This is a genomic window from Advenella faeciporci (assembly GCF_014652395.1).
GTDB lineage: Bacteria > Pseudomonadota > Gammaproteobacteria > Burkholderiales > Burkholderiaceae_B > Advenella > Advenella faeciporci.
The window spans coordinates 225368-251679 of the sequence record NZ_BMYS01000001.1; the positions used below are offsets into that span (position 1 = coordinate 225368).

General features: G+C 48.4%; 24 protein-coding genes, 1 tRNA gene and 1 other RNA gene. 7 read left to right on the plus strand and 19 right to left on the minus strand.

All coding sequences use genetic code 11. The features are described 5' to 3' along the window. Position 1: 1 nt before the first annotated feature. Positions 2 to 2692: a DNA gyrase subunit A gene (gene gyrA / locus IE074_RS01060; RefSeq protein ID WP_229793850.1), complete on the minus strand. Its 2691-nt coding sequence runs from the start codon at positions 2690 to 2692 to the stop codon at positions 2 to 4. Positions 2693 to 3194: 502 nt separating this feature from the next. On the opposite strand from gyrA, the gene ompA reads away from it, so the two are divergent. The 4 genes from ompA (at position 3195) to IE074_RS01080 (ending at position 5897) form a co-directional block, all read left to right on the plus strand. Further along, entirely contained in the window at positions 3195 to 3758 is a 564-nt protein-coding gene (gene ompA, locus IE074_RS01065) for an outer membrane protein OmpA (RefSeq protein ID WP_189383584.1), read from the plus strand. A gap of 152 nt (positions 3759 to 3910) precedes the next feature. Beyond that, positions 3911 to 4642, plus strand: a complete 732-nt coding sequence (gene ubiG, locus IE074_RS01070) for a bifunctional 2-polyprenyl-6-hydroxyphenol methylase/3-demethylubiquinol 3-O-methyltransferase UbiG (protein ID WP_189383585.1) — start codon at positions 3911 to 3913, stop codon at positions 4640 to 4642. Further along, the gene (locus tag IE074_RS01075; protein WP_189383586.1) at positions 4630 to 5304 is read left to right on the plus strand and encodes an HAD-IA family hydrolase; all 675 of its coding nucleotides are present in this window, start codon (positions 4630 to 4632) and stop codon (positions 5302 to 5304) included. The genes ubiG and IE074_RS01075 overlap by 13 nt, the downstream gene beginning before the upstream one ends. A 29-nt stretch (positions 5305 to 5333) precedes the next feature. Continuing rightward, positions 5334 to 5897, plus strand: coding sequence for an OmpA family protein (locus IE074_RS01080; protein WP_189383587.1), 564 nt, complete (start codon positions 5334 to 5336; stop codon positions 5895 to 5897). Between the two features lie 107 nt (positions 5898 to 6004). Here IE074_RS01080 and ssrA read toward each other — a convergent pair. Together ssrA and IE074_RS01090 are read right to left on the minus strand one after the other, a co-directional pair. Beyond that, positions 6005 to 6339: a transfer-messenger RNA gene (gene ssrA / locus IE074_RS01085) on the minus strand. Between the two features lie 28 nt (positions 6340 to 6367). After that, positions 6368 to 6925 carry a DUF1415 domain-containing protein gene (locus IE074_RS01090; protein ID WP_189383588.1) on the minus strand — a complete coding sequence of 186 codons (558 nt, stop codon included), beginning with the start codon at positions 6923 to 6925 and terminating at the stop codon, positions 6368 to 6370. 155 nt (positions 6926 to 7080) lie between these two features. Between IE074_RS01090 and IE074_RS01095 the strand changes: the two genes are divergently transcribed. After that, positions 7081 to 7815, plus strand: coding sequence for a hypothetical protein (locus tag IE074_RS01095; RefSeq protein WP_189383589.1), 735 nt, complete (start codon positions 7081 to 7083; stop codon positions 7813 to 7815). On the opposite strand, the gene rfbD is transcribed toward IE074_RS01095, so the two are convergent. From rfbD to IE074_RS01115, 4 genes are all read right to left on the minus strand, one after another. Further along, positions 7812 to 8720, minus strand: a complete 909-nt coding sequence (rfbD, locus tag IE074_RS01100; RefSeq protein ID WP_189383590.1) for a dTDP-4-dehydrorhamnose reductase — start codon at positions 8718 to 8720, stop codon at positions 7812 to 7814. The two genes, IE074_RS01095 and rfbD, sit on opposite strands and share 4 nt — an antisense overlap. Before the next feature lie 10 nt (positions 8721 to 8730). Next, positions 8731 to 11799, minus strand: coding sequence for an efflux RND transporter permease subunit (locus tag IE074_RS01105; RefSeq protein ID WP_189383591.1), 3069 nt, complete (start codon positions 11797 to 11799; stop codon positions 8731 to 8733). 5 nt (positions 11800 to 11804) lie between these two features. After that, a complete protein-coding gene (locus IE074_RS01110) occupies positions 11805 to 12899 on the minus strand; it encodes an efflux RND transporter periplasmic adaptor subunit (protein WP_189383592.1) in 1095 nt (364 codons plus the stop codon). Between the two features lie 98 nt (positions 12900 to 12997). Further along, entirely contained in the window at positions 12998 to 15214 is a 2217-nt protein-coding gene (locus IE074_RS01115) for a carboxy terminal-processing peptidase (protein WP_189383593.1), read from the minus strand. Between the two features lie 392 nt (positions 15215 to 15606). On the opposite strand from IE074_RS01115, the gene IE074_RS01120 reads away from it, so the two are divergent. Then, positions 15607 to 16845, plus strand: a complete 1239-nt coding sequence (locus tag IE074_RS01120) for a lytic murein transglycosylase (protein ID WP_189383594.1) — start codon at positions 15607 to 15609, stop codon at positions 16843 to 16845. A gap of 58 nt (positions 16846 to 16903) precedes the next feature. Here IE074_RS01120 and argE read toward each other — a convergent pair whose 3' ends face one another. Further along, complete coding sequence (gene argE / locus IE074_RS01125; protein WP_189383595.1) at positions 16904 to 18082, minus strand: acetylornithine deacetylase; 1179 nt, start codon at positions 18080 to 18082, stop codon at positions 16904 to 16906. 170 nt (positions 18083 to 18252) lie between these two features. Here argE and IE074_RS01130 point away from each other — a divergent pair. Further along, positions 18253 to 18329, plus strand: a tRNA-Met gene (locus IE074_RS01130). 169 nt (positions 18330 to 18498) lie between these two features. On the opposite strand, the gene IE074_RS01135 is transcribed toward IE074_RS01130, so the two are convergent. The 11 genes from IE074_RS01135 to IE074_RS01185 form a co-directional block, all read right to left on the minus strand. Then, positions 18499 to 18738, minus strand: coding sequence for a hypothetical protein (locus tag IE074_RS01135; protein ID WP_189383596.1), 240 nt, complete (start codon positions 18736 to 18738; stop codon positions 18499 to 18501). 1582 nt (positions 18739 to 20320) lie between these two features. Next, positions 20321 to 20659 (minus strand): single-stranded DNA-binding protein, encoded by a 339-nt coding sequence (locus IE074_RS01140; protein WP_189383597.1) that lies wholly within the window; start codon positions 20657 to 20659, stop codon positions 20321 to 20323. Further along, entirely contained in the window at positions 20652 to 21044 is a 393-nt protein-coding gene (locus tag IE074_RS01145; RefSeq protein WP_189383598.1) for a hypothetical protein, read from the minus strand. Before IE074_RS01145 ends, IE074_RS01140 begins: the two co-directional genes overlap by 8 nt. Continuing rightward, positions 21035 to 22570, minus strand: a complete 1536-nt coding sequence (locus IE074_RS01150; RefSeq protein WP_189383599.1) for a YfjI family protein — start codon at positions 22568 to 22570, stop codon at positions 21035 to 21037. Before IE074_RS01150 ends, IE074_RS01145 begins: the two co-directional genes overlap by 10 nt. Further along, positions 22567 to 23517: a DUF7146 domain-containing protein gene (locus IE074_RS01155; RefSeq protein WP_189383600.1), complete on the minus strand. Its 951-nt coding sequence runs from the start codon at positions 23515 to 23517 to the stop codon at positions 22567 to 22569. Before IE074_RS01155 ends, IE074_RS01150 begins: the two co-directional genes overlap by 4 nt. Before the next feature lie 49 nt (positions 23518 to 23566). Continuing rightward, the gene (locus IE074_RS01160) at positions 23567 to 23860 is read right to left on the minus strand and encodes a helix-turn-helix domain-containing protein (protein ID WP_189383601.1); all 294 of its coding nucleotides are present in this window, start codon (positions 23858 to 23860) and stop codon (positions 23567 to 23569) included. Continuing rightward, positions 23857 to 24063 carry a hypothetical protein gene (locus IE074_RS01165; protein WP_189383602.1) on the minus strand — a complete coding sequence of 69 codons (207 nt, stop codon included), beginning with the start codon at positions 24061 to 24063 and terminating at the stop codon, positions 23857 to 23859. Before IE074_RS01165 ends, IE074_RS01160 begins: the two co-directional genes overlap by 4 nt. Further along, positions 24063 to 24278: a helix-turn-helix domain-containing protein gene (locus tag IE074_RS01170; RefSeq protein ID WP_189383603.1), complete on the minus strand. Its 216-nt coding sequence runs from the start codon at positions 24276 to 24278 to the stop codon at positions 24063 to 24065. The genes IE074_RS01165 and IE074_RS01170 overlap by 1 nt, the downstream gene beginning before the upstream one ends. Positions 24279 to 24379: 101 nt before the next feature. Continuing rightward, a complete protein-coding gene (locus tag IE074_RS01175; RefSeq protein WP_189383604.1) occupies positions 24380 to 25432 on the minus strand; it encodes a hypothetical protein in 1053 nt (350 codons plus the stop codon). A gap of 107 nt (positions 25433 to 25539) precedes the next feature. Beyond that, positions 25540 to 25752: a hypothetical protein gene (locus IE074_RS01180; RefSeq protein WP_189383605.1), complete on the minus strand. Its 213-nt coding sequence runs from the start codon at positions 25750 to 25752 to the stop codon at positions 25540 to 25542. A 4-nt stretch (positions 25753 to 25756) separates the two neighbouring features. Further along, on the minus strand, positions 25757 to 26122 hold the full coding sequence (locus tag IE074_RS01185) for a hypothetical protein (protein ID WP_189383606.1): 366 nt from the start codon (positions 26120 to 26122) through the stop codon (positions 25757 to 25759). Positions 26123 to 26312: the final 190 nt, after the last annotated feature.

Below are 26312 nucleotides of genomic sequence, written 5' to 3' on the forward strand. Positions count from 1 at the left end.
CTTATTCATCTGTTGAAGATTGGGGATCATCTTGACCAGAAACCGGGCCCGGCTCGTCTTCGGGTGTTTCAGAGGTGGCGTCTGACGTGAGCTCATCACTCTCCACATCACCATCCACATCACTTTCAACAACCCGACGTACCCCGGACAGCAGACTTCCGTCATCGACGTTAATGAGGGTAACACCCTGAGTTGCACGACCCATCTCCCTTATTTCGGACACTCGTGTGCGGACCAGGACACCGCCCGTTGTAATTAGCATGATTTCATCATCGGGCTCAACCAGGACAGCACCCACAACCTTGCCATTGCGGGCACTGGTCTGGATGGCAATCATACCCTTGGTACCGCGGCCATGACGGGTATATTCCGTAATGGAGGTGCGTTTACCAAAACCGTTTTCGGTGGCGGTCAATACGCTTTGTGTTTCATCACCGGCAACCAGCAGGGAAATGACACTTTGCCCGTCCTCAAGATTCATGCCACGGACACCACGCGCCGTACGACCCATTGGCCGCACATCATTCTCGTCAAAACGCACTGCCTTGCCCGCATCGGAGAACAGCATGATGTCGTGTTGACCATCGGTAAGATCGGCACCGATCAGATGATCTCCTTCATCAAGGGCCACCGCAATAATACCGGCTTTGCGAGGATTGGAGAAATCAGACAGAGGCGTCTTCTTGACTGTGCCACGCAAGGTGGCCATAAAGACGTAACGGTCTTCAACAAATGCCTTGACCGGCAGGATAACCGTAATTTTCTCACCATCAACCAGGGGAAACATATTCACGATAGGACGTCCGCGTGAACCCCGGGTGCCTTGCGGCACCTCCCAGACTTTCAGCCAATATACGCGACCGTGATCAGAGAAACACAACAGGTAATCATGCGTATTGGCAATAAACAACTGATCGATCCAGTCATCTTCTTTCATGGCCGTTGCCTGCTTGCCCCTGCCCCCACGTTTTTGGGCACGGTATTCAGACAAGGGCTGGCTTTTGATATAACCGCTGTTTGACAAGGTCACCACCATATCGGCAGGCGTAATCAAGTCTTCAGTATCAAGTTCTGTGGCATTGGCTTCTATGACCGAACGGCGCACATCTTTAACGTTGGTGGAAAATTCCGTCTTGATAAGTGTCAGTTCGTCGGCAATGATAGCGGTAATACGCTCGGGTTTGGACAGAATATCCAGCAGATCGGAAATGGTTTCCATGATCTCTTTATATTCATTGACGATTTTATCCTGCTCAAGCCCGGTTAAACGTTGCAGGCGCATATTCAGGATTTCCTGCGCCTGTACATCGCTTAGGCGATACATGCCATCGGACTGAATGCCAAACACAGCGGCCAGGCCTTCAGGGCGATAGGCCGCACTGCCGCCTAATACACCACCATTATCGGCATCGGCCCGGGCCAGCATTTCCCTGACCAGGGAAGAGTCCCAGCTTCGCGCCATTAATTCCTGGCGGGCCACCGGTGGAGTGGGTGCTGCTTTAATGATTGTAATGAAGTCATCGATATTTGCCAAAGCCACCGCCAGGCCTTCCAGCACATGACCCCGTTCACGGGCTTTGCGCAACTGGTAAACCGTACGACGGGTAACCACTTCACGACGATGCTGAAGGAAATAGTCGACCAACTGTTTAAGATTCAGCAAACGAGGCTGCCCTTCCACCAGGGCAACCAGGTTCATGCCAAAAGTATCCTGCAGCTGGGTATGCTTGTACAGATTATTAAGCACAACCTCGGGCACTTCGCCGCGCTTGAGCTCGATGACCAGACGCATCCCGTCTTTGTCGGACTCGTCGCGGATATCTGAAATCCCCTCAATTTTTTTCTCATTGACCAGGTCGGCAATGCGCTCTTGCAACGTCTTTTTATTTACCTGATAGGGAAGCTCGTCAACAATAATAGCCTGACGGTTACCCCTTTCCATGTCTTCAAAATGCGTTTTGGCACGCATGACAACACGCCCACGTCCGGTACGATAGCCTTCCCGGACCCCTGACATGCCATAAATAATACCGCCGGTGGGGAAGTCGGGAGCTGGAATCAGCTCCATTAATTCATCAATACTGCAGCCCGGATTACGCAGGCAAAAAAGACAGCCATCGACCACTTCAGACAGATTATGAGGAGGAATATTGGTAGCCATACCAACCGCAATACCCGAACTGCCGTTAACCAGCAAGTTGGGTAATTTGGAGGGCAACAGTAAAGGTTCTTGTTCGCTGCCGTCATAGTTGGGACCAAAATCAACCGTTTCCTGATCTATGTCTGCCAACAATTCGTGAGCAATCCTGGCGAGACGGATTTCCGTGTAACGCATGGCCGCAGCGCTATCGCCATCTACAGAACCAAAGTTACCCTGCCCATCGACCAGCATGTAGCGCAGGGAGAAGTCCTGAGCCATACGCACGATGGTATCGTAGACCGCCTGATCGCCGTGAGGATGATATTTACCGATGACATCACCGACAATACGTGCGGATTTCTTGTAAGCCCTGTTCCAGTCGTTATTGAGCTCATGCATGGCAAAAAGCACACGCCGGTGAACAGGTTTGAGGCCGTCCCTGACATCTGGCAGGGCACGACCGACAATCACACTCATAGCGTAGTCGAGGTAACTACGACGCATTTCTTCTTCCAACGAAATTGGAAGCGTCTCCTTGGCAAAGGAATCCATATTACTCACAAATTTTAATCTGGTTGGACAAACACATTAAAAATGTCTTTGCCTATAATGAAAAAGCCAATTTGGGCGAAACGTTGATTCTAACATTTATAGCTCATGGGCAAACATCAATCCGTTAGCTTAAAAAGATTTTATTCAGTATCAACCCCCTTGATTTCCGATCAATTCCTTTAAGTTTTACGTTTTGAATTCATCTTTAAATACTTAAAGATTTCAACACTTTTCACTGCACACCCCTCATTTCACGGCTTGTTGCTCAAATCCAACAAAATTTGCATATAAACGACAGATTTGAAAAGATCCTTTAAAAATGTTGGGCTTACGCTCTACAAGCTACAGGAAAATCGCGTAAGATCTGTTCAAGAACACGGGAAAATCTAGCTTAACCCTTTGAATGAACATTCAAGCGTTGCTATACTGACCCTGATTTCCAATCATGCGGCGGGTTTCGCTGCGAGTCATTTTTTAGCTTTCAAGCTCAACGAGGAGAAACATGAATAAGCCCTCTAAATTCGCATTAGCATTCGCCGTGGTTGCTGCCGCAACTTCTGGCGTAGCATCAGCGCAAACTGTCGACAATTGGGTAAACCCATACGGTCTGGTTTGGATGAACGGCACAAATGAACATTGCTGGCGTGACAACTTCTGGACACCTGCAACAGCAGCTCAAGGCTGCGGTGCTCCACAATCACCCGACATCGTTGCTCAAAAAGTAACGTTCAACGCTGATACATTCTTTGATTTTGACAAATCAACCCTGAAACCTGAAGGTCGCAACATCCTTGACCAGGTTGCTCAACAAACAACTCAACTGAACCTTGAGTCAGTTATTGCTGTTGGTCATACCGACTCTATTGGTACTGTACAGTACAACCAAGGCCTGTCTGAGCGCCGTGCTGCTGCTGTTAAAAACTACCTGATCTCCAAAGGTGTACCTGCAGATCAGATCATCGCTTCCGGTAAAGGCGAAAGCGACCCAATCGCTTCCAACGCAACCCGTGAAGGTCGCGCTAAAAACCGTCGCGTAGAAATCGAAATCGTAGGTTCACGCAAGTAATTAGCAGGCAAGTATTTTTTGCCTACAGTAAAAAGCCCCCATCTGGGGGCTTTTTACTGTCTGCCCTCAGGACAGTTTTTACAGGCCTATGATAAACTTGAATCCTTACTACTTACATCCCGATTATTTTCAGGTTTCAAGAACAAAACCCTATGAATACTCCCGCCATCACCTCCGACCCCATCAATGCAGACCCAGCTGAACTGGAAAAATTCAGCGCCCTGGCCTCCAAATGGTGGGATCCCACCAGTGAATTCAAACCTTTACATGCCATTAATCCGCTCAGGCTCGAATGGATTCAGTCACTGGCAGGCACCCTGACTGACAAATCCATTATTGATGTTGGCTGTGGCGGAGGCATTCTTTCCGAAAGCATGGCAGCAGCCGGTGCCAAAGTGACCGGTATAGACCTGGCCCAAAAGTCACTGACTGTTGCAAAGTTGCACGGACTGGAGTCGGGTATAAAAGTAGAATACCTTAATATTGCGGTTGAACAAATCGCCCAGGAACGCACGGCACAATACGATGTGGTCACCTGCATGGAGATGCTCGAGCACGTTCCTGATCCTGCTTCCATCATCAATGCCTGTGCAAAATTGGTTAAACCCGGCGGCTGGGTGTTTTTTTCCACACTTAACCGAAACATGAAATCTTTCATGTATGCCATCATAGGAGCCGAATACATTATGAACCTGCTTCCCAAAGGAACGCATAACTATGGCAACTTCATCAAACCCAGCGAACTGGTTTCCTGTGCACGTCGTGCGAAGCTTGATTTAATCGGCATGAAAGGACTTGAATACAATCCTTTAACCGAAAAATATAAACTCAGCAGTGATACTTCAGTTAATTATTTGATAGCGACTCGTAAATGCGAAGAATAGTTTTCTTTGATTTTGATGGTACGCTGGTTGATAGCGCCCCTGATCTTGCACATGCAGCCAATTTACAACGCATTCGCAGGGGTCTGCCTGCCCTTGAATATGCCGCCTTAAGGCCCTACGCATCACAAGGCGCCAGAGGACTGCTTGGGGCAGCCCTGAATCTGCGGCCCGACCACATCGAATACGAGACAGTCCGCCAGCAATTTTTGCAGGACTATAAAAACTGCATGACGACCAACAGTCGACTGTTTAACGGAATTGATGAGCTTCTGGACAAAATTGACCAGAACAATATGGGCTGGGGTATTGTCACCAACAAGGCGGAAGACCTCTCTTTCCCCATGTTTGACCATTTCCAGCTAACTGCCCGCAGCGCAGCCAATGTGTGCGGAGACACCACGCCTTATACCAAACCTCATCCAGCCCCTTTGCTCCATGCCGCCCGGCTCGCCAACAGCCTGCCAGAACATTGCATTTATGTGGGTGATGACGAACGGGACATCATCGCCGGCAAAGCAGCCAATATGGCCACTATTGCTGTTTCCTACGGATACTGCAACAATAAGGACAAGATACATGACTGGCAGGCCGACATGACTGTAAACGAAGTCAATGAGCTATGGGATGCCATTGCTCACCTGATTCAAAAAAAATGGGGTTGAAAATGATTAATTCCTGGCATTTTACATCCTTGAGATTATTACTGGCATCTTCCACGCTGCTTACCGGCTGCGTCTTGAACCCCGGCCCCGGCAGCCTGAACATGGGCCCTGACGGAAAACCCACATCCAGTTTCTTCGGTCGCACGGCATTATCCCCCAGCAACTGGGATAAAATCGCCAAATCCATTGAAGATTCAGACAGAGAATCACTGGGTGTTGAAGTGAACCGTGTGCATGATGGCAGCTTAAGGGTCATTTTGCCGGCGAACAGCTCATTTCGGTCTGGAAAAACCAACATCAACCGGAAAATGCTCCCTATTCTGGACAAAATTGTTACAGAACTTAAGCAATCCCAAAACCTTCGCATCAAGGTTGTCGGACATACCGATTCGCAGGGAGACGAAATTAACAATCAAGCCCTGTCTGTTCAAAGAGCCTCTGCGGTTGCCCATTATTTAATCAAAAAAGGGGTAAAAAGCGTCCGGATTGATATAGAAGGCAGGGGCGCCATCGACCCGCTCATGAGTAATGACACCACCTACGGCAGAGCCGTAAACCGCCGCATTGAATTGTATTTATACGAATTAAGGTAATCTAACAAGTACCGGGAGGAATTTTTCCCGATATTTTATCCGTTTAGCTGAAAAAATCTCCCTTAAAAGGGTGCCAATAAAAACAAGAAAAAACCGTATCCGGAAAATAAAAAGGGAGCCGAAGCTCCCTTTTAATCCGTTCTGTTGCCAAGTGGATCAGGCTCCTAGCGGCCTAAATTAGGCGGCTAATGCGTAACTTTCGTCATTTGCATTTAAGAGTTTTGCTTGATTTACGGTCATCGCCTACCGGCTGCCAGTCTTCCTATCTTTCCCTGTCGAAACCTTGGCGTCCCCATCAATAAGATACTATAATGTTGTAAATATCCTATTGGTGGAGACGGCGGGACTCGAACCCGCGTCCAGAAAACCTTCAGTTAACCAGATATACAGCTTGAGTAGAATAATAACACAAAAACAAAAGAAATCCACACCCAAAGAAGCACTTTCATTTCAATGCATTACAAAGTTTTTTAGCCTTCCAACAGTTTTTTCCAGCCATCAGGCCCCAATTGCGTGACTTTTTCTATATTACTGTCAAAAATGGCGCTGGCATCAGGATATTGCTGTGTAGCCTTGTCCAGGCTGGACTCCCTGATCAAGTGCAAGATGGGGTACGGTGAACGGTTGGTGTAGTTACTGATGTCATCTGCTTCGGTATCGGCAAACTGATAGTCGGGATGAAAACTCGCTATCTGCAACTCACCCACCAATTCAAGTTCTTCAAGGGTCAGCTCGGCAATATCCAGAAAATCATTAAAATCATAAAAATCCTCAAACACATGTGGAACCACCAACAAACAGGTATCCAGCACTTCGGGATCGGTCTCGATCAGATTCTCACACTCTTCGGCCAATACCTGGTGCAGCTCTTTAACCGTTTCAGCACCCGTCACAACAAAACGCACCTGATTCTTTACATAAACACTTTTGGCAAAAGGACACAGGTTCAGGCCAATCACTGCTTTCTCTACCCATTTCTTTGTTTTTTCCAGAATAACCGTTTCTTCTGAAGGCTGAATTGTTAACATAATATGTTTAACCCGCTTAATTGATAAAGTCCTATTGTATCGCTACTCTTGCCACAGGAGCTTGCGTATCCTGAAACAATAAAACCGGCTCATCATGCCACACAAGCGTGTAGAATGGAACGTTTTACAATAATTTCTGGCCAGTTAGCAACATCATGACCTTTGCTTTTATTATTCCCAGTGCGATCAATGACCGTGCCAACACATCCATTGCCAACACAATGGAACCAACCGCCCCTACCAAGAATGCCGCCGAAAGTGCCTATGAGCAGCTTCTGGCCACTGTCTGCAGTATTAACGAATCAGCCAAGGGCTCATTGATATCGGTCATTGAACATGGCGCCACTGCCTTGAATGACACACAGAAAACCGGTTTATTAAAACAGATCGACATTCTGATGGAGTACAACAACAACGAAATCATCCAAAAGATTATCGGACAGTATCCTGAACGAACAAAATCGTTCAATCTTACTGAACTAACCAGCTTGATCTGGTTTCTGGAAGTTGCACAACAACATCAGATTTTCAACAAAGTCAAACGCCTGTTTTTCATCAGGCCAGGCAAAATTTTTGACCCGGCGGTTGATGCACTTGCTGCCAACAAGCCTGAAACCAAAAACAAATTCATTTTGCCCAACTCCTATCCATCATCCTACCCCTCAGAACAAACCGGGAATATATTTCTGCAGTTCAATACCCGTTTATGGAGTTTTGAACCCGGCCAGATCACCTCGCTTCTGGAAAGCCTGAAAAACATGCTGGCATTCATGCAGCAACGCTTCAATGAGGACGGCTACGTAGATCTTGGGCACTGCCTGTATAAATTTATTGATGCCAGCCATATTTTCTATGACCTGGATCTGGTCAGTAACCCCAACGCCCATTAAGCCAACAATTCATCAACCAGACGGCAAACGCCGGGCTCCCAGCGGGGCATATGCAAGTTGAACACTTCCTTTATTTTGGCATTGCTCAATCTTGAATTCAGGGGGCGCCTGGCCGGCATGGGATATTGGGCACTGGAAACCGCAGCCACTTCCCTGAGTGCCAATGGTATCCCCTTGGCACGTACTTGCCCGAATACCAGGTTGGCATAGGCCAGCCATGAGGTTTCACCATCAGGCACCAGATGGTATATACCATTCAATACATTACGGTTCGGGCCCTGATCCTCATTAAAATAAGACCGAATGGCATGCACCGTGACATCCGCAATCAAATCCGCCCCGGTCGGCACGCCAATCTGATCACTCACAATAGCCAGTTTTTCTTTTTCCCTGGCCAGTTTAATCATTGTTTTTGCAAAATTGCCGCCGTGCGTACCATAAATCCAGCTGGTACGAAAAACCAAATACCTGCCCCCTGAACGGATAATTTCACGCTCGCCTTCCAGTTTGGTATAACCATAATAGTTAACAGGATTGCAAGGCGCCAATTCTGCCCGTGCTTGCTCTCCGGTGCCATCAAAAACATAATCACTGGAATAATGCACCAGCAAACCCTGATACGTTTTTAAGGCCTGGGCAATGACCGCAGGGGCCCGGGCATTGATCAAAAGCGCCTGTTCACGATCTGACTCGGCTTTGTCAACGGCCGTATAGGCGGCCGCATTAACCACGACATCAGGCTTTAAATATTCAATGGTTTTTGTCAACCCATGGAGGTCTGACAAATCACCGCACAGACCATTCTCATTATGACGGGACAAGGCAAATACCTCTCCCAAAACCTGCAATGCCCGTTGCAACTCCCAGCCAAGCTGGCCATTTTTCCCTAACAATAAAATTTTCATGGTACCTGTATTATTCCTGTTTGTTGAATACGCCACCGAAGTGACGCCGCAAGAAAAGACTGACATCATCGATAATGGTAAAGACAACCGGAATAACCAACAAACTTAAAAAAGTCGACGTAATCAGACCACCAATCACGGCAATCGCCATCGGTGAACGAAAACCCGGATCGGCCTCGCTAAGCCCAAAAGCCAGGGGCAACATGCCAGCGCCCATAGCCAGGGTTGTCATTAAAATGGGACGCGCCCTTTTATGACAGGCATCCAGCAATGCCTCATAACGTGAAATATGCTTCTCGCGTTCCGCCAAAATCGCATACTCAACCAGTAAAATTGAGTTTTTGGTGGCAATACCCATCAGCATGATAAGACCAATCAAGGACGGCATGGAAAAACTCTTGTCTGCCAATAACAAACCAAGAAAAGCACCACCTAACGATAAGGGCAAGGCGGCCAATATGGTGAAAGGATGCAAAAACTGCTTAAACAGTAGCACCAGCACAATATAGATGCAAATAATCCCCACTGCGATCGCCAGAGAAAAGCTCTCGAACAGCTCACCCATTATTTCCGCATCACCAATACTGACAATTGAAATACCTGCCGGCAATTGCCGGATGGAAGGCAACTGCATGACTTTTTTAATTACATCACCCAGTGCCTGACCGGAAAGCTCAATTTCAAAATTAATATTTCTGGCCCGATCATAACGATTGACCACGACAGGGCCGGCCCCCAGACGAATATCCGCAATGGTACTCAATGGCACAGGACCCTGTGAGCCTGGCACTTTCAGCTCATTAAGAAATTCAATATCTTCAAGTACCCATTTTTTCAGGGTTACCACAACAGGCACCTGACGCTGATCAACATTCAACTTGGACAAAGCCACCTCATAATCCCCACTGGTCGCCACCCTCAGGGTATCGGCAATCGCCACACTGCTCACCCCATATTCGGCAGCCAAAGCATATTTGGGATGAATTTCAATTTCGGGGCGCACCAGACTGGCGGTGGATGAAATATTTCCCAACCCCCCAATCGTTCGTAAATCACGCCCTACATTCAGGGCCGCCTCCTGCAGTACATCAGCATTGTCTCCGGACAAGACCAGAACATATTTTTCTCCTGAACCGCCCAGACCGACCTTTATCCTGACACCGGGTATTTGCAGCAACAGCTCCCGGAATTCATTTTCCAACACCTGTTTAACGGGCCTATTACCCCTCTCTTTCAACAAGATGGTTAAAGTCGCTTTACGGACATCCTGCGTGGTCCCTATGGCAAACATGTCACCCCCGGCTGCACCCCCGCCTATGCTGGTATAAATGCCTTCAATGTACGGATTGCCAGCCAACAGGGAAAGCGCATGATTGGCCGCCTCGGTGGTTTCTTCTATTTGGGAGCCTGGTGGCAACTCAAGATACACCTGAGTCTGGGAAGTATCATCAGCCGGCATGAAACCGGTGGGCAACAAAGGCACAATCATTATTGAGCCAATAAAAAACAAACCCGACAACATCACGGTTATCCAGCGATGATTCAGGCATTTTTTAACCAGCGACAGATATACCCGCATCCAGGCAGCATCTTTTTCCTGCCGGACGGCCGGTTTCAGGATATAGGCACACATCATGGGTGTCAGCATGCGTGCAACGACCAGGGAAGCAAAAACGGCCAAAGAAGCCGTCCAGCCAAATTGCTTGAAAAACTTGCCTGCGATGCCACTCATGAAAGCCGTTGGCAAGAAAACGGCAATCAGCGAAAAAGTGGTCGCCACCACGGCCAGCCCAATTTCATCAGCCGCTTCCATCGCAGCCTGGTAAGGTGTTTTGCCCATTCTGAGGTGGCGCACGATATTTTCCACTTCAACAATCGCATCATCAACCAGAATACCTACCACCAGTGAAAGGGCCAACAGTGTTACCACATTAACGGTAAACCCCAGGAAGTACATGCCGATAAAAGCAGGAATGATTGACATGGGCAAGGCAACCGCTGAAATCAAGGTTGCCCGAACATTTCTAAGGAAGATCCACACCGCCAGCACAGCCAGCAAAGCCCCTTCATACAGCATATGCATGGAGCCGTTGTATTCACCTTGCACGGGTGAAACCATGTCAAAAGCCTTGGCAAATTCAATATCGGCATGTCTGCCCTGTAGCGTTGTCAACGTGTCAAGAACCCCCTTACCCACTTCAATTTCACCCGCACCCCTGCTGCGTGACACCTCAAAGGCAATCACCGGCTTGCCATCCATGAAAGCGGCCGTTTCCGGATCAGCATAAGTATCGGTAATGGTGGCCACATCAGACAAGGTAATGACCTGGCCATTGTTTAAGGGAATTTGAATATTACCCAGTTCAGCTGCTGTTCTTACCGCCCCCAGGGTTCGAATGGGCTGATTCTGCTTACCCAATTCGGTTTTTCCGCCTGACAGCTCTTTTTGAATATCCCTGAGCTTTCTGGAGATTTCGGCTGCGGTGGCATTTAAACCTTGCATCAAAACCGGATCAAGCTCTATGTTGACCTGGCGCTTGACTCCGCCAACCCGGTTAACCGCCCCCACACCTGGCACCGCCAGCAACGCCTTGGAAACTTCATTATCCACAAACCAGGAAAGATCGGTCTGGTCCATCCGGCTGGAATGAACCGTAAAGGCCAGAATGGGTTGGGCAGCCATCTCCAGTTTTGTAACCACAGGTTCGCGGATATCGGCGGGCAAATCGTTCCTGATGCCAGAAATGGCACTGCGCACATCATCGACCGCTTCCTGGGTCGGTTTTTCAAGATTAAACTGTGCCGTGATGGTTGCCACGCCATCTTGCAATGTACTGAAAATGTGCTTGATGCCCTGCACGGTTGCCAGCTTATCTTCCATCTTGCGGGCAACATCGTTTTCAAGTTGCGAAGGCGTTGCACCCTCAAGCACTGCGGTTACTACAACCGTGGGCAAATCAATATCCGGGAAATTCTGGATTTTCATCTGATGGAATGAAAACAAGCCCATCAGGGTCAACAACACAAAAATCATGCAGGCCGGCAAAGGATTCCTGATTGACCAGGCTGACACATTCATGGCATTTACCGCCCGGCCCTTGCAAAGGACATGACAGATCCCGCTCCAGCTGCTGTCTCCGATGCTGCCAGAGCAACACGAACCATATCGCCATCTTCAAGGAAACGCGCCCCCTTGACCACAATGATTTCACCTGAAACCAACCCGGCAAGCACTTCCACCCCATTGGGCAAGGACTGCCCGATTTCTATTTTCCGCAACGCAACCCTATTGTTGTTTTCAAGGACAAACACATAATAAAAACCATCCCGCAACACCAGGGCCTGACGCGGCACGGCAATGACTTTACGGGTGCCCAGCTTAAAATCACCCTGGACAAACATGCCTGCCTTGACTTGTGCACCAGGAACAATATCCACATACACGATGGCCTGCCGGGTTTGTTCATTCAGGGCGGGCGACTGCTGCCTTACAGTGCCCTCAGCAAAAAGATCCTCCCTGACATGCATAAGCACCTTCGTTCCCGGCTCTAGCGCGCTCAAATGGCGGCTGGAAACCGATGCTTCCCACTGCAGTTTATTCTGGACAATAAGATGAAAAAGCTCTTGACCAGGATTATAGACGGCCCCCAATACTGCGGATTTCGCCGAAACAACCCCGTCATAGGGGGCCAGTAACCGGGTATAGGCCAAACGCTGTTCTTGCCCCACCAATGCGGCCTGGGCCGAGGACAGTTGTGCCTGATTGATTTTTTCAGTAGCCAGTACCTGATCTGCTTCCTGTTGACTGACTGCACCGCTACCCATAATACGGCGGATACGCTTGGCATTTTGGGTTGCCTGTTCAAGACTGGCCTGAGCCTGGATGATAGCGGCCCTGGTTTGTTCAATTTCCGCCCTGATGATGGTGTCATCAAACTTAGCCAGAAGTTGCCCGGCCTGGACGATATCACCCACATCGGCAAAAACCTCTTTCAGGCGCAACCCGCTGGTTTGCACGCTTACACTGGCATCCTGCCATGGCCGGATATTACCCGTGGCAGACAGGGTTCTTTCCATGTCAACAAAATTAACCTGCTGCACGGAAACCGTTAATGCGGGACGGGACGTTTCAGCAGGAGCCTTTTCAGCCCATGCCCCAAGCCCCAATAGCAGGAGCAAAAAAAAGACTACAGATCGTATTGAAATGCCATGTCTCAATTATCATCATCCTGCAAGAAGTAAACCTTATTGCTTAAGATTTACTTCTTGCTTCTGGTTTACTTCATGTTAACCATATCCGCCACAATATTGGCGGCTTCTTTTGCAGCGATATCAATATTATCCTTACGCTTTTTCTCATTGGCCAGCTCTTCTTTAAGGTTACCCTCTCCGGCCTGCAAGCCATCATCAAGCCGGAACCCGCCCACATCGGATTCGCCCAGCTCCTTGCGCCTGGCCTCGAAATCCTTGCGTTGGGTTTCCATGTTTTCACGCTCTTCAAGACGGGTTTGATAATTCAGCGAAATGACTTTCTGCTCTGACAGCTTGCGTGCGTAGTCCAGTTCATCCTGCATTAACTTCCAGCTTCCTGATTCATTTACACGATCTTTATGCAAACGGGCCAAATTGACAATGGTTGGCTTCAAATCACCAACAGGCTTGTACGAAGCAGGGTCAATTTCGGTCCAGGGCATGGCATTTTCGTAACTTGACTCACCCATTTCCTTGGCATCAAACACCGTTGGGAATATGATATCGGGCACAATACCCTTGACCTGCGTAGAGCTTCCGTTGACACGGAAAAACTTCTGGATGGTCCATTTCAGGGAGCCCAGCTCTTCATCCTGAGGGCGACGCAAAAATTCGTTCAGGCCACGAATGGTTTGCACCGACCCTTTACCCCAGGTGGGATCACCCAGCACCACGCCACGGCCGTAATCCTGCATGGCCCCTGCAAAAATCTCGGATGCCGAAGCGGAAATACGGTTGACCAGCACGGCCAAAGGTTTATCCCACACCATGTCTGTTTTCATGCTACGTACATTGGATACCGAACCTTCGGCGGTGCGGACTTGCACAATCGGACTTGGGCCACCAATAAACAAGCCACTCAGGTTTGCCGCTTCAGTCAGGGAACCGCCGCCATTATTGCGCATATCCAGAACGATGCCATCAACCTTGGCCTTGTTCAGTTCTTCCAGAATGGCACGAACATCCCGTGTCACACTTTTAAAGTTTTCTTCACCGCGGGCTCGGGCATCAAAGTCTTCATAAAAGCTGGGAATGGTAATAACAGCCACTTTCCTGGTTTGCCCGTCATTGTCAACTTCAAGTATTTTGTATTTGGCTGCCTGGTCTTCAAGCGTTACTTTTTGACGCACCAGGGTGACCACTTTCTGCTTCCCGTCAATACCTCCCTCGGCAGGGATGATTTCAATCCTGACCGTACTGCCGCGTTTGCCACGAATTTTATTGACAATATCATCAAGACGCCAGTCAACCACGTCTTCCATGGGACCCTTTGCCCCCTGACCTACGGCCACAATCCGGTCACCCGGCTGAATCTGCCCGGATTTGGCAGCAGGCCCACCGGGCACCACCTCACGGATTTGTCCATATTCATCACGTTTTTGCAATACGGCACCAATACCCTCGACAGACAGGCTTATTTGCACATCAAAATTCTTGGCTGAAGTGGGGCTGTAATAATTGGTGTGAGGGTCTGTGCTGCTGGCATATGCGTTAATGAACATTTCGCTCACATCTTCGCTGCTCATGCGCAAAATCTGGTTGCGATTATTGACATAGCGCTTGCTTAAGGTTTCCTTGATTTTTTGATCAGTACTGCCTGCCAGCTTCAATCTTAAATAATCGTTTTTGACCCGCTTGCGCCACAAATCGTTGATTTCCTCATTGGTTTCAACCCATTTGCTTTTCTTTCGATCAAGCTCGAAAGACTCGTCAACTGAAAAATCGAAATCATCTTTCAGGGTGGACAGAACATGGTCAAAACGCTGCTCGACGCGATCCCGGTAAATTTCAAAAATATCAAACGGGATTTCCAGGCGACCACTTAGGAGCATATCATTCATTTGATCTTTCACGGCAGAAAACTTCTCGATATCCGACTGCAGGAAAAACATTTTTGAAGGATCGAGCATTTTGAGATACTCATCAAAAATCGCATGGGACATTGCAGTGTCCAACGGTTTTTTATCATATTCGAAACGGGTCAGGATATTTGAAACAATAATGGCCGCCTTGGCATGCTCGATATCCGGGGAAAGCGCTTGTTTCTGGGGTTTTTTCAGACTACCTGAAGTAGCCGATTCGGTTTTTCCGGTTGCCGATTCTGCCGATTGCCGGGCCAACACAGGCTGGGTGACCTGGGCCTGGCCCAATTGATCAACCTTGCTGATGGTTTCGGAGTCGGCATATACACACCCGGAGGCGGCAATGAATGCCAACGCAGCTACTAACACTTTAAACTTCATGCGACACAATCTCTTTTCAGTAAAACCAGGCAATACCTTACTGCTTGGTTTATATATATTAACAGTCGGTTTTATAAGCAAATTCATGCCTGGACATAAAAAACGCTTACCCTTTCATGCGCTACAACCTTGTATATTTGGCCTTCGTGATTTATCACAAGATAAATGACACTGAATTCCTGAAAAAGTTTATTTTATTTGTCTTGTACTACTTTTTCTGAACTGCAATTTTACCCGTTTTACCGCAGCCCACCTGAAATTGAAGGGAAAAACACAAGACTGATATTAGCAGGATATTCATCAAAAGTTACAGGAAAAAAAAGCACAGGACAAATGCAAATGCTTCATACTGCTACAATTCATTGAACTCAGGACAAACAAGAGAGATATTCATGGCCCGCTATTTTCAGGAAAAACCGGCAATTTCACGCTTTGGTGGTTTACTTTCCTTAATCCCCCTGTTTTTTTGCATCAGTCTTCCTGTGCAGGCACAAAACACCGACTTTGCCGCCTGCCTGGACAGACTGCAGCCTGAAGCACAAAAAGCCGGTATTTCCAGCTCCTCTTTCAGACAGTTCACTGACCATATTGTGCCTGACATGAGCATTCTGGAAAAGCTCGATTATCAGCCGGAATTCAAACAACCCATCTGGGATTACCTGGCTGCGCTTGTTGATGAACAGCGCATCCAGGAGGGTCTGCAAAACCTGAGCCTTCACAAGAATACCCTGGCCCGCATTCAGGAAATATATGGCGTTGACCCTGCAACAGTTGTTGCCGTTTGGGGAGTGGAAAGCAACTTTGGTCAAACTTTCGGCAAATACCCGCTGACGCAGGCTTTGGGAACCTTAAGCTGCTATGGACGCCGGCAGGCTTTTTTCCAGAAAGAATTCTTCGCTGCACTCAGGATCCTGCAATCGGGCGACATTACGCCAGAGCGCCTGGTTGGTTCATGGGCAGGGGCTTTCGGACATACCCAGTTCATGCCCACCACCTTTGAGCGGCTTGCCGTTGATTTTGATGATGACGGACAACGAGACCTGATGGACAACACCGAGGATGCACTGGCTTCTACCGCCAACTACCTGGCCAAAAATGGCTGGCGCAGCGGCCAGCCCTGGGGCTTTGAAGTAAAGCTGCCCGATAATCTTTCGATTGCCGGTGAGGGCCGTAAAAAGAAGCGGCCCGTGCAAACCTGGATCAACAAAGGCCTTACCGCCATCAATGGCCAACCTCTAACCAACCTGGTCCCCGCTTCCATGCAAGCCGGCCTGCTTACACCTGCGGGGGCCAATGGCCCCGCTTTCCTGGTGTTCAAAAATTTTGACGTGATTTACAGCTATAACGCGGCAGAAAGCTATGCCCTGGCCATTGCCCACCTGTCTGATCGCCTGAAAGGTGAAGGCCCCTTCAAAAAAGACTGGCCTACTGATGATCTGGGCCTGTCACGTACCGAGCGGGTTACTTTACAAAAAATACTGCTGCAAAAAGGTTACGATATTGGTGAAGCGGACGGCTTGATTGGCAGTAAAACCCGTGAAGCGATCAAAGCCGAACAAACCCGACTGGGCCTGAAAGCCGATGGCCGTGCCGGACAAAAAATCCTGCGGTCACTGCAGCAAACCAACTAAACGGCAACCTGCAGGATAAAAAACGCAGCCCTTCTCTTGCGGCTGCGTTTTTAATGACTCACTCCACTTGCTGACTGGCACAAACACTTCTTAAAAACATTTCGCATTTGGTCAGTTGCTCCAGACTGATGTATTCGTTGGCCTTGTGCGCCTGTTCTATACTACCCGGTCCGCAAATGACCGTAGGAATGCCTGCCTGCTGAAACAGGCCGCCTTCCGTTGCATAAGCCACTTTGGCGATTTCCGTTTCTTTGGTCAGGCCACGTACCAGTTGCATGATGGCTTCTTTTTCTGCCGTTTCCATACCTGGGGCACTGGCCAGCTTAATCAGTTCAATACCGGCATCGGGATTTTCTTTTTTCATTTGCGGCACCAGCACTTCATGAATATAAGCCTCTATACGCTCAAGGATTTCAGTAGGTGACTGTGCTGGCAACGTACGGTATTCAAAAAGGAATTCACAATGCGCGGGCACCGTATTGATGGCATTGCCTCCCTGTATGGTACTGGTTTGTCCGGTTGTGAAAGGCACATCAAAATACGTATCAAACGGCCCTTTTTGTTTTATTTCATCAGTCAAATCACGGAACATGCAAATAATACGCGCAGCATATTCAATCGCATTTGTACCCAATGGGGTTAATGAGGAGTGTGCGGCACAACCGTGCACGATACATTTGTAAGCGCTAATGCCCTTATGCGCCACGACCGGCCGCATACTGGTAGGTTCACCCACAATACAGCCTGCCGGTTTAATTCCCTTTTGCGCCAGTTCCTGCAGCATGAGGGGCGCGCCCAGACAACCTATTTCTTCATCAAAGGAAAAAGCCAGATGCAGTGGTGCCTTAAGACGGACACGGGTAAATTCAGGCACCAGGGCCAGGACTGTCCCAATAAATCCCTTCATGTCGCAGGCACCACGTCCGTATAAACGCCCTTCGCGTTCTTGCGCCACAAAAGGTTCACTGTCCCAACCCTGCCCGTCTACGGGAACCACGTCGGTGTGCCCCGATAAGACCAGCCCTCCCTCAAGGCGCTCTTGGGTAGCAGAAGGAATGGTGGCAAACAGGTTGGCCTTTTTGCCGTCCGCATTGAACACCAGAAAGCTTTCCACCCCACAATGAGCAAGATATGCCTTAATGTATTCAATCAATTCAAGATTTGAATAACGACTGGTAGTATCAAATCCAATCAATTTTTTGGTCCAGTCAAGGCTGGTTTGCGGAAATGTAGACATGCTTGTTCAGGTAAAAAAGAAACAAATTTCAAGTGTATCAGCTGCGCTGTTGTATAAATGACATCAAAAAGACATAAATGTTGGTTTTTTTCCAGAGGCATAAAAAAATGTTGCTTTTAAAAAAAATAACATGCATAATTACGTTCTTACTTAATCTTATTTAAGTAATTGGCTCTTTAGCTCAGTCGGTTAGAGCGACGGAATCATAATCCGCAGGTCCCCCGTTCGAATCGGGGAAGAGCCACCAATAAAATCAAACACTTACGCCAATCTTTACGGGTTGGCGTTTTTGTTTTCTGTTCCGTGTACCCCCTGTGTACCCCTCGGATTTCAATATCCGCCTATCGCTCGTCAGGTGTACCCCGTTTCCAATGAAGTATTGTTGTTTGATCGGTACGCTCTGAATATACTGTTATTTAGTGATTGTCACCAAATAAGCGTAACCGGCCTAACTGTTCCCATGCGGCTTCTGCTTCCCAGCGGTTTCTAAACTTAGCCATCTGCAACACCATAAGGCAATCTGATTCTTTCCAGTCGTGATTATCACGCTCTGCAATTCTGGTTAATGCGGCAAGTCTTTGTTCTCGTTTGCGCTGTGCTGGTGTCATAGCTTGGGGGCCAATTGGTTTACGCCCTGGCTTTGCTGATTCGCTCATTCCGTATCTCCTAATTTTGTGACTGTCACTATTATATAACGTGATAATCACTAAACTAAAGTTCTTATTATGTTTTTTCTAGGTACTTGCGACAGTGACACTTGCGACTTTTGCGACACTTCATTTTTAACTTTTGGGTACTTGCTACTGCTATTGTTGCTACAGTTGCTACACTTGCGGCCAGACTGAAGGCTTTTGCACCATAACAAAACATAACAGGCGATTCCTGCCCTGAAAGAGGCTTGCATGGGATTGTTTTGTTTTGTCGGGGTAGTGGCCTGCAACCCCAGTTTGAGGGTCCAGGGTCAACCGGCAGGCATTTAGGGTTTTTGCGCTTTCAAATCACGAAACCCCGAAGCCCCCGATTCGGTGTTCTCGGTAGATACCTAGAATCACAGGTATGTAAAACCACTGCGTGTAGGCTGGTCTCCTCATTCTAAATAACCGGTTTTCCGGCTATTTGATTCAAGCCGCGCGCGTGTTGTCCATCCGCGTTTCAAACGTAAGTGGCCAGTTGCTTTTACGATCAAGTCGCGAAAGGTTTACGCCAATGGGGTAAAGCTCCTTCCAGCCTCTCCCGTATTGCCTCTAAAATTTTTTCCAATTTCGCGGTCTTGCAAATCAAGTTAGGGGGCCGGTCTAGGCCGTAAAGGCTAAAAAGTTCAATCCTATCCCCCCCCCGCCTCTCTCCAGCCCTCGCGCGCGCGTACTGGTCTCAAAAGTGCGTGAAAGATGTGCGTGATAGTCGTGAGTGAAGCAGCTCCGATCTTAATGCCACCTGCTCCGGTAGTAAGCCAATGCAAACCTGCCTTGTTCCATGTGTTCCATGTTCCATTTGCCTACATGGAACGGCTGTAACCCGCATGGATAGGACTTGTTCCATTTGTTCCATGTGTTCCATGTGGTTTTACGGGGGGTGGATATGAAACCTTGATTTTTGCAGTCAGCAATAAAAAAAGGGTATGGGGCCGGTCTGGCAGTTCAGTTGCTGGCGATTTTTTGATGTCAATAGGTTGTCAATAGGGGAAAGTTTTCTGCGCGTGAGTGTGGGGCGGGTGTCCAGGCTTGATGCCATCCAGACTTTTGATGGCCCCCTGCCATTGCCTAAGTCTGAAGTGGTCCCCATGGTATTCATGTTGGGGGCCGTCATATAACAGTTTAAATGCCGAATAGATCAAGGCGGCAATATTGCCAGTATTAAATCCCCTTTTAGGGACTAAAGAAACCCATCTACAAATAAGTGAAAATCACATATTTATTATTCATGCCAGCCTGCTTCCTTTGCCTTCCAAAATGGGTAAGTAATAGTAAGTAAAACCGCGCTCCATAAATTTATGGACGGTCGGGCAACTCATGTTTTATCAGGTTTCCATGTCAGGTTTTGTAAGGTAGCAACCTCAACAAGCAAGCCATACTGAAGCCCCGTTCCCTTGCTGTGGCCTTGCCGTAATCTTGCCGTTATCCAGCCCAAACATTTGATGGGGTTTTGATTCACCAGCACGCCACCAAAACAGCGGCATGCCGGTACAAATGGATAGGCATAAAAAAAACCGCACTGAATGCGGCTTCCTCCTGTTAGTATTTACCTGCGTTCTGGGTCTGGCTCACCCTGTACGGCCTTTCGCTTGCGGGTCACATGGTAGGCAGTCAATACGCCATGGGCCACCATATCCAGAACCGGCCTTGCTCCGTCTTTGGCCTCCCATACTTTGGGGGTCAGGGAACCGGATAACGCCACGCTGTCACCATCATTTAAAGCCAGTAGCTGTGTACAGGTCTTTTCATTAAAGCAGATCACATTAATAAAGATGGTGTCCTGATCGGTCGCCACCCTTACCTTGGCTGTGGCATACATCCCATTCTTACCCTGGCCTTGTTTTGGCTGTCCAAATACTTTGCCTGCTACCAATCCATCAATCATTTTTAAACTCCTTGCATCGTACCAATGAAAATATACTGGTTTCGCCAATCAGGGTAACGCCCTTTCCACACCTGCCAGCGTGGTAATGGGCGCATTCAGCACAGCTTATACGGTCGTCTATAAAGTCAGCATCCCGCTTGTCCAGCTTGGCGGCCAGTGCGTGGGCTTCGCGGCTTGAAATACCCTTACTTTGAAAAGATTGCAGGCGCTTGGTATAAGTGCTTGTATGCGGTTCAATATTTAACTTTGGGGTACTTGCTACTGCTATTGTTGCTACAGTTGCTACACTTGGGGGTGTTTCCTGCTTAACGGTTGTAGGCGTCGCAACTGTCACAGTCGCAACCTCCTTATTTATTACTTTTTCAAGCAATGCCATCAAGCCCATGATTCGCCCCCTTTAAGTAATTTCGGGTTAACGACAATCAGCTTTTTCCGGCCTTCACTTGTCAGGCTGGCCCTGTCTGTATCGGTCAGCTCATTCAGGACCGGCAGTAAATCACCAATCTTGCGCAAGCGTGAAGAAGGAAAATATTGCAATACATCCCGTGTGCTTATCTGGTTGGTTCCCATCTCATTGCATCGCTCAATCAGCCAGGCATCCAGTCGAGCGGCAAGACTGATTTCAGGGGCCTGTTGCAGTTCATTCAGCAATCGCCTGCTTTCGCTTAAGTGCCACATGGCGATAGTGCAAGCGGACTTCATGATTTCCCCGCTTATCGTACCTGTCGTTCCTGCCTCGAACAGGTGAAACAAGGCGGCAATACGGGCGGCATTATCACCGGTCTTGCTTGCCACGTCCTTTACATCGGCCAGGCTTTTTAATGGGGCCAGCTCGCTTTCAATGGCGTTATAAACCGAAACCCATATTTCCTTTGCTTCAGGCGAAAACTCAAGCATTACGGGGGCCAGCCCTTGGTCTGCTTCATCAAACTGTACAGGCGTGTTCAGCAATTGCGTTAAACGGGCATTAAAGCCTGCCAGCCCTGCCATATTTGCATCAGGTTCTTGGTATTGGCGCGTACCTTGGGTGCTTTCAGGCCATGCCACCAGAAAACGGGCAAGAAAACCAGAACCACGGGCCAGCTCGCCAGCCTTTTGCATGTACCCAACCAATACGGGCAATTGCACTTGCAGGCTTACGGTCAGCCGTGCGTTGCGGGTGGTATAGCTCTCTGTTGTCCTGCGGCCCACCTTATGCGTGCCACCATCCCACAAAACATTAAGCGCGGCCAGATTACGCATGACACTATCACTGCCCATGCCATGCGAACCAAACACGGTGCCTGCTTCGCTTGATATAACGCCCCCGCTGGGCCATTTGGTCGCCAGTGCAAAGGTTAATGCTTCAGGGGTACAGTCGCCATGAATAAGCTCCGGCACTTTGGGGGCCTCTGGTTTGTCACCTTCTAGCCTTCGCAAGCTGGCCTCGTATCCTTCAGTTGGTTTGCCGGTTTTGCTCGCCTGTTTTATTGCTTCCCGTAGTCCTGCCTTTTTGGCTTCCCATGCCATTAAATCAGCCTGGTAATTATCAATATCTGGCTTCAGGGCTTCGGCTTGCTCGGCCTCATATTCTCGAACAGCACGGGTAAAATAGCCGTCCACGGTGCTTTTACGCTCGCCAGATTCGGCCAATGCCAAACCAAACAGGCTTACGGGGCCTGTCAGGTGTTTATTGCGCGCTACATTCACATGCGCCTGCCCTGCAAGACTTAACGCAGTCAGGGCGCTTGTGGCAATCATGGGTAACGGTGCTTGCGTTGCCTGTTCCACGTCCAGCACTGCGGCCTTTATGCTCTGCGGCAAGGCATCCAGCGGGTACGCTTCAGGTTCATAAGTGTTGCCTGCCAGCGGCAAGGGTTCCGGCCACTCGGTAGCGGGTGTGTTTTCAAGTTTTATAATTGCCGCGCTCATACTGTCGCCCCCATTGAATTAAGTTCATCAAGCCAATCATTACCGGCAATTGGCGGGGTGTATATGCGTACAGCCCTACCTTGTTTAGTCAGGCGCTCGGCCAGTTGTGCGGCCGCTCTTTGTCCGGTCTGGTTTGCGTCATTATCAGCAAAAACATAAATATTATGGACCTCTGGGGGCGGTACAAAACCAGCCAAACCGTTTGCAGATACGCAAGGCCAGCAGGGAACGCCACACAGGACCGAAGCGGCCAGACTGGTTTCAATACCTTCACCCGCACAAATACCTAAACGGCCATCAGGGCGGGTTACTGCGTTGCCAATCTTGATACTGCCGCCTGCCATGGGGCCTGCGGGTGAACACAGCTTTTTAACGGTCGGCACGGGTGCCTTCTGGCCTTGGCTGGTTATGAAAGTGCGGTGTATGGTGATTAACTCGCCTGCGGGTGATGTTACTGCGGCCAGCATTGCAGGAAAGCGGCCCAAACATTTACCTTCATGCCAGTAATCCAATCCAGCGTGAAAGCGCAATACGCCCGTTGCGGGCACGCTAAGCCCACGATTCATTAAGTATTGGCCTGCGGGGTCAGTATCGGTAATGGGGGCGGCCTCATCCCACAAGGACAACAGCTTAATGCGGTTCTTGGCCCATTGCTTGGCCTGTTCCTGTTGGCGCTCCTGTTTTGCCCGCTCGATTAATCGCTTGGCAATGATTCGCTGTTCAGGGGTTGGTTTACTGCCACCAATCCATGTGTTTTGTAGGCCGGTTCTCCAGTCGCCATATACGCAAGTCATCAGGTCGGCATCGTCAAACAAGTGATACCAACCAGACTTTTGCAGGCCCTTATCCTCGGTGGTTTTACAGCGGATTAAACGGCCAGATTCCAGGCTGTCCACCAGCAGACCAGCGGCACTTAATGCCCTAAGTAATTCAATGTAGTTGCTCATGCGCGGCCCCTTATCCAATCCCAGACGAAAAACAGAATTACAAGGACGCTCATGCTTCGCCCCCTTCCAGTGAATACAAGGCGCATCCATAGTGCTGAAAACCGTCTCGGTCAGTTAGCGTAATTCGTTCGGTTATGATTTCATAACCCATGCGTCGTAGTTCGATAATACGGGCAGGCGCTTGATAGCATCCCATGCGTCGCAGTTCGTATGACGTTTTCGGACCTGTACGTAATGCCTCTAAGATTCGATGGCGTTGCGATTCGGTAGTTGTTGATTTTGGGTTACAATGATTCTGAACTTTGCCGCTCTCGTTGATTTTTTCGATGGGGGCGTTTTTCATTGCTCGCCCTCCTGATAAATAATTTCCCTGGCAATACGGGCGGCACTCTCGGCTATCTCAAGCAGGCCATAGGCGGCAATTGGAATTGATAGATATCGTTCTGTGTCCCCGTTCTGAATAAATAAGGCTTGGGCTTCTTTATTATAAAAAACCGCATGGCCGTCTGGGTGCTCGTGTAATATTTGAAGTTCTTGGGTATCCATTACGCCACCCCCATTACCAAAGATTTAATATCAGTAACGCGCCATGCAAGGCGGCCATTGATGCGGATAGGACGAATGGGGCCGTTTTCTCGGCACGCCCATACTCGCAAGGTTTGAGGCTTACGGTTCAGGTAGTGGGCGGCTTGGTTGGTTTCTACTGCGGGGCTGGTGACGGTTTCCAGCGTGGGGAATTGTTTAACGGTGCTGTTAGCCATGTTTTAATCTTCATGATTGTTGAACATGGCTTATGGTGCTTTTTTTCAGGCTATAGATGGTCTAACTAGGAAATGCAAAAACCTAATTAGGATTTAGGCCCTTACTTCATGCGGGTTTCAACGGCATCAGGGATTTCTTTCAAGTATTTAAGAATGGTTTCTTCTGAAATATCTGCCCCCAGTTCTTGGGTCAATTTTGCTATCTGTGCGGCTGCCCCACGGCTTTTTATGTCAATGTTTGAATACTCGCATAACGCATTAATGATGGTTAACAGCGTATTGCGTGGGCGGGTTGTGAGTGGCTTTTCAGACTTATCGGGCAAATCGTCCTTTGTTAGCCTATCTTGCAGTTTGCGTAAAGATTCAGTCCTCACAACAAACGCGGCATCATCCGGCAAACCACCAGCAGGGTAATGAGATATGCTAGGCCACGCATCTCTTGCACGCAAGAAAGCGGCTCTAGCATCTCTTGCACGCAAGAAAGCGGCTCTAATAGCTTTAAATTGCTCTCTCAATTTTTCAGCATCCGCATTATTAATTTTTTCAGATATTATCTGGTTTTCCAGATTCTCCCCATCCGCCTTAGAGCCCGGGAAATACTCATTATTTTCAAAACTTTCTTGCAGTTGATATATAACATCGCCTTTAAACACAAAGGCCCCATCAAGACACTGCGTTGTCACATCTGGCCCGCCTGTCAACATCTGGTATCTATGCTCAACATCAAGCCGTTCTGCGCCAAACAATGGCAAATCAAAAACGCCATATATTGTAACTACTCCTTTCCCAAGTCCTAAGCTAGCCTCCGTAATCGTATTTTGCAGATATAAACTTAAAGCATCCGTTTGGTCCAAATCATTAGGGCGAAATAATTTGCACATATTATTAAAATGTGGCAAAGACAAATGCTTGAGAAAAGGATATTTTTCTGTGTAATGATCAATATCATCAATACATTCAGATGGCAGGCAATCATTTAATATGCCTTGTCGCGCCATGGCGCCATTAACAAAATAAACCGATAACACAAGGTGCCCGTCCAATGCCAGCTTGAATATATCAGCCTCGGTCACTTTTTCGCCAAACAATTGCGTTAAGTATTTTTTGGTTTCTGGTATTGTTAACCACTTCTTTAGCTTAAATAATTTGCTCATTCTTGTTAGTCCCTAACAAGTCCATTCAATAAGTGCCAGCACCAGGCGGGTGGACTATCCCGCTTTTCCCCCCGTCGGGGTAGGTGCTGGGCTTGGCTGGTTGCGGGCTAAGCCTCTTGCGCCACCTTACGACGCCATACCTCCACTTCTCTGGTGCCAGTTACGGCAATGTCACAGGGCTGGCAGTTTTCTAACCTTACAACTTGCGCTAAGGCTTCTTGCTCTGTATCACCCAGGGTAAAAAACATCTTCCCCTTCACTTTTAAGGCATATTCATTAGTGACTTTATATAAGCATAAAGTGGCTTCTGCATTGGTCATGGTTCTATTCCTCGCAAGTAGAGTTAGGGCTTTTCTTGGCTGGTGTTGTCATCGTTTCGTACAAACCCATGAGCGGATCAAGATGCTTGTTTTCGTATTCCGTACTTACCTGCTCCACCCAATGCGAATTGGTTTCTAGGTAGCCATTCAATACACGCAATTCAGATTCGATTCTGCATTTTTCGCGGTATGGAATATCATTAATGCCGTATTTTTCCAGCTTGCGCATAATGCCGAATACTATTTGTTTTGCATCACCAATGATTACGGCCGTTTGAGGAAAGCATCCCAATACATCATCCCCCAAAAACTCAAACGCTTTTTTTTCTTCATCCGTCAGGGAAATTTTCTTTACAATATTTTCAGCCATGGCTCTACTCCTTATTAGTAGGGTTGTGGTTAGGGTTGGTTGGTAGGCCAATACCAGCCAGCCCGTTTATTAATTAACTGTAGCAACAGTAGCAACTGTAGCTGTAGCAAGTGCCCAAAAATCATTAATTTACTGCCCATCTGTAGCAACTGTAGCAACTGTAGCTGTAGCAAGTGCCCAAAAATCATTA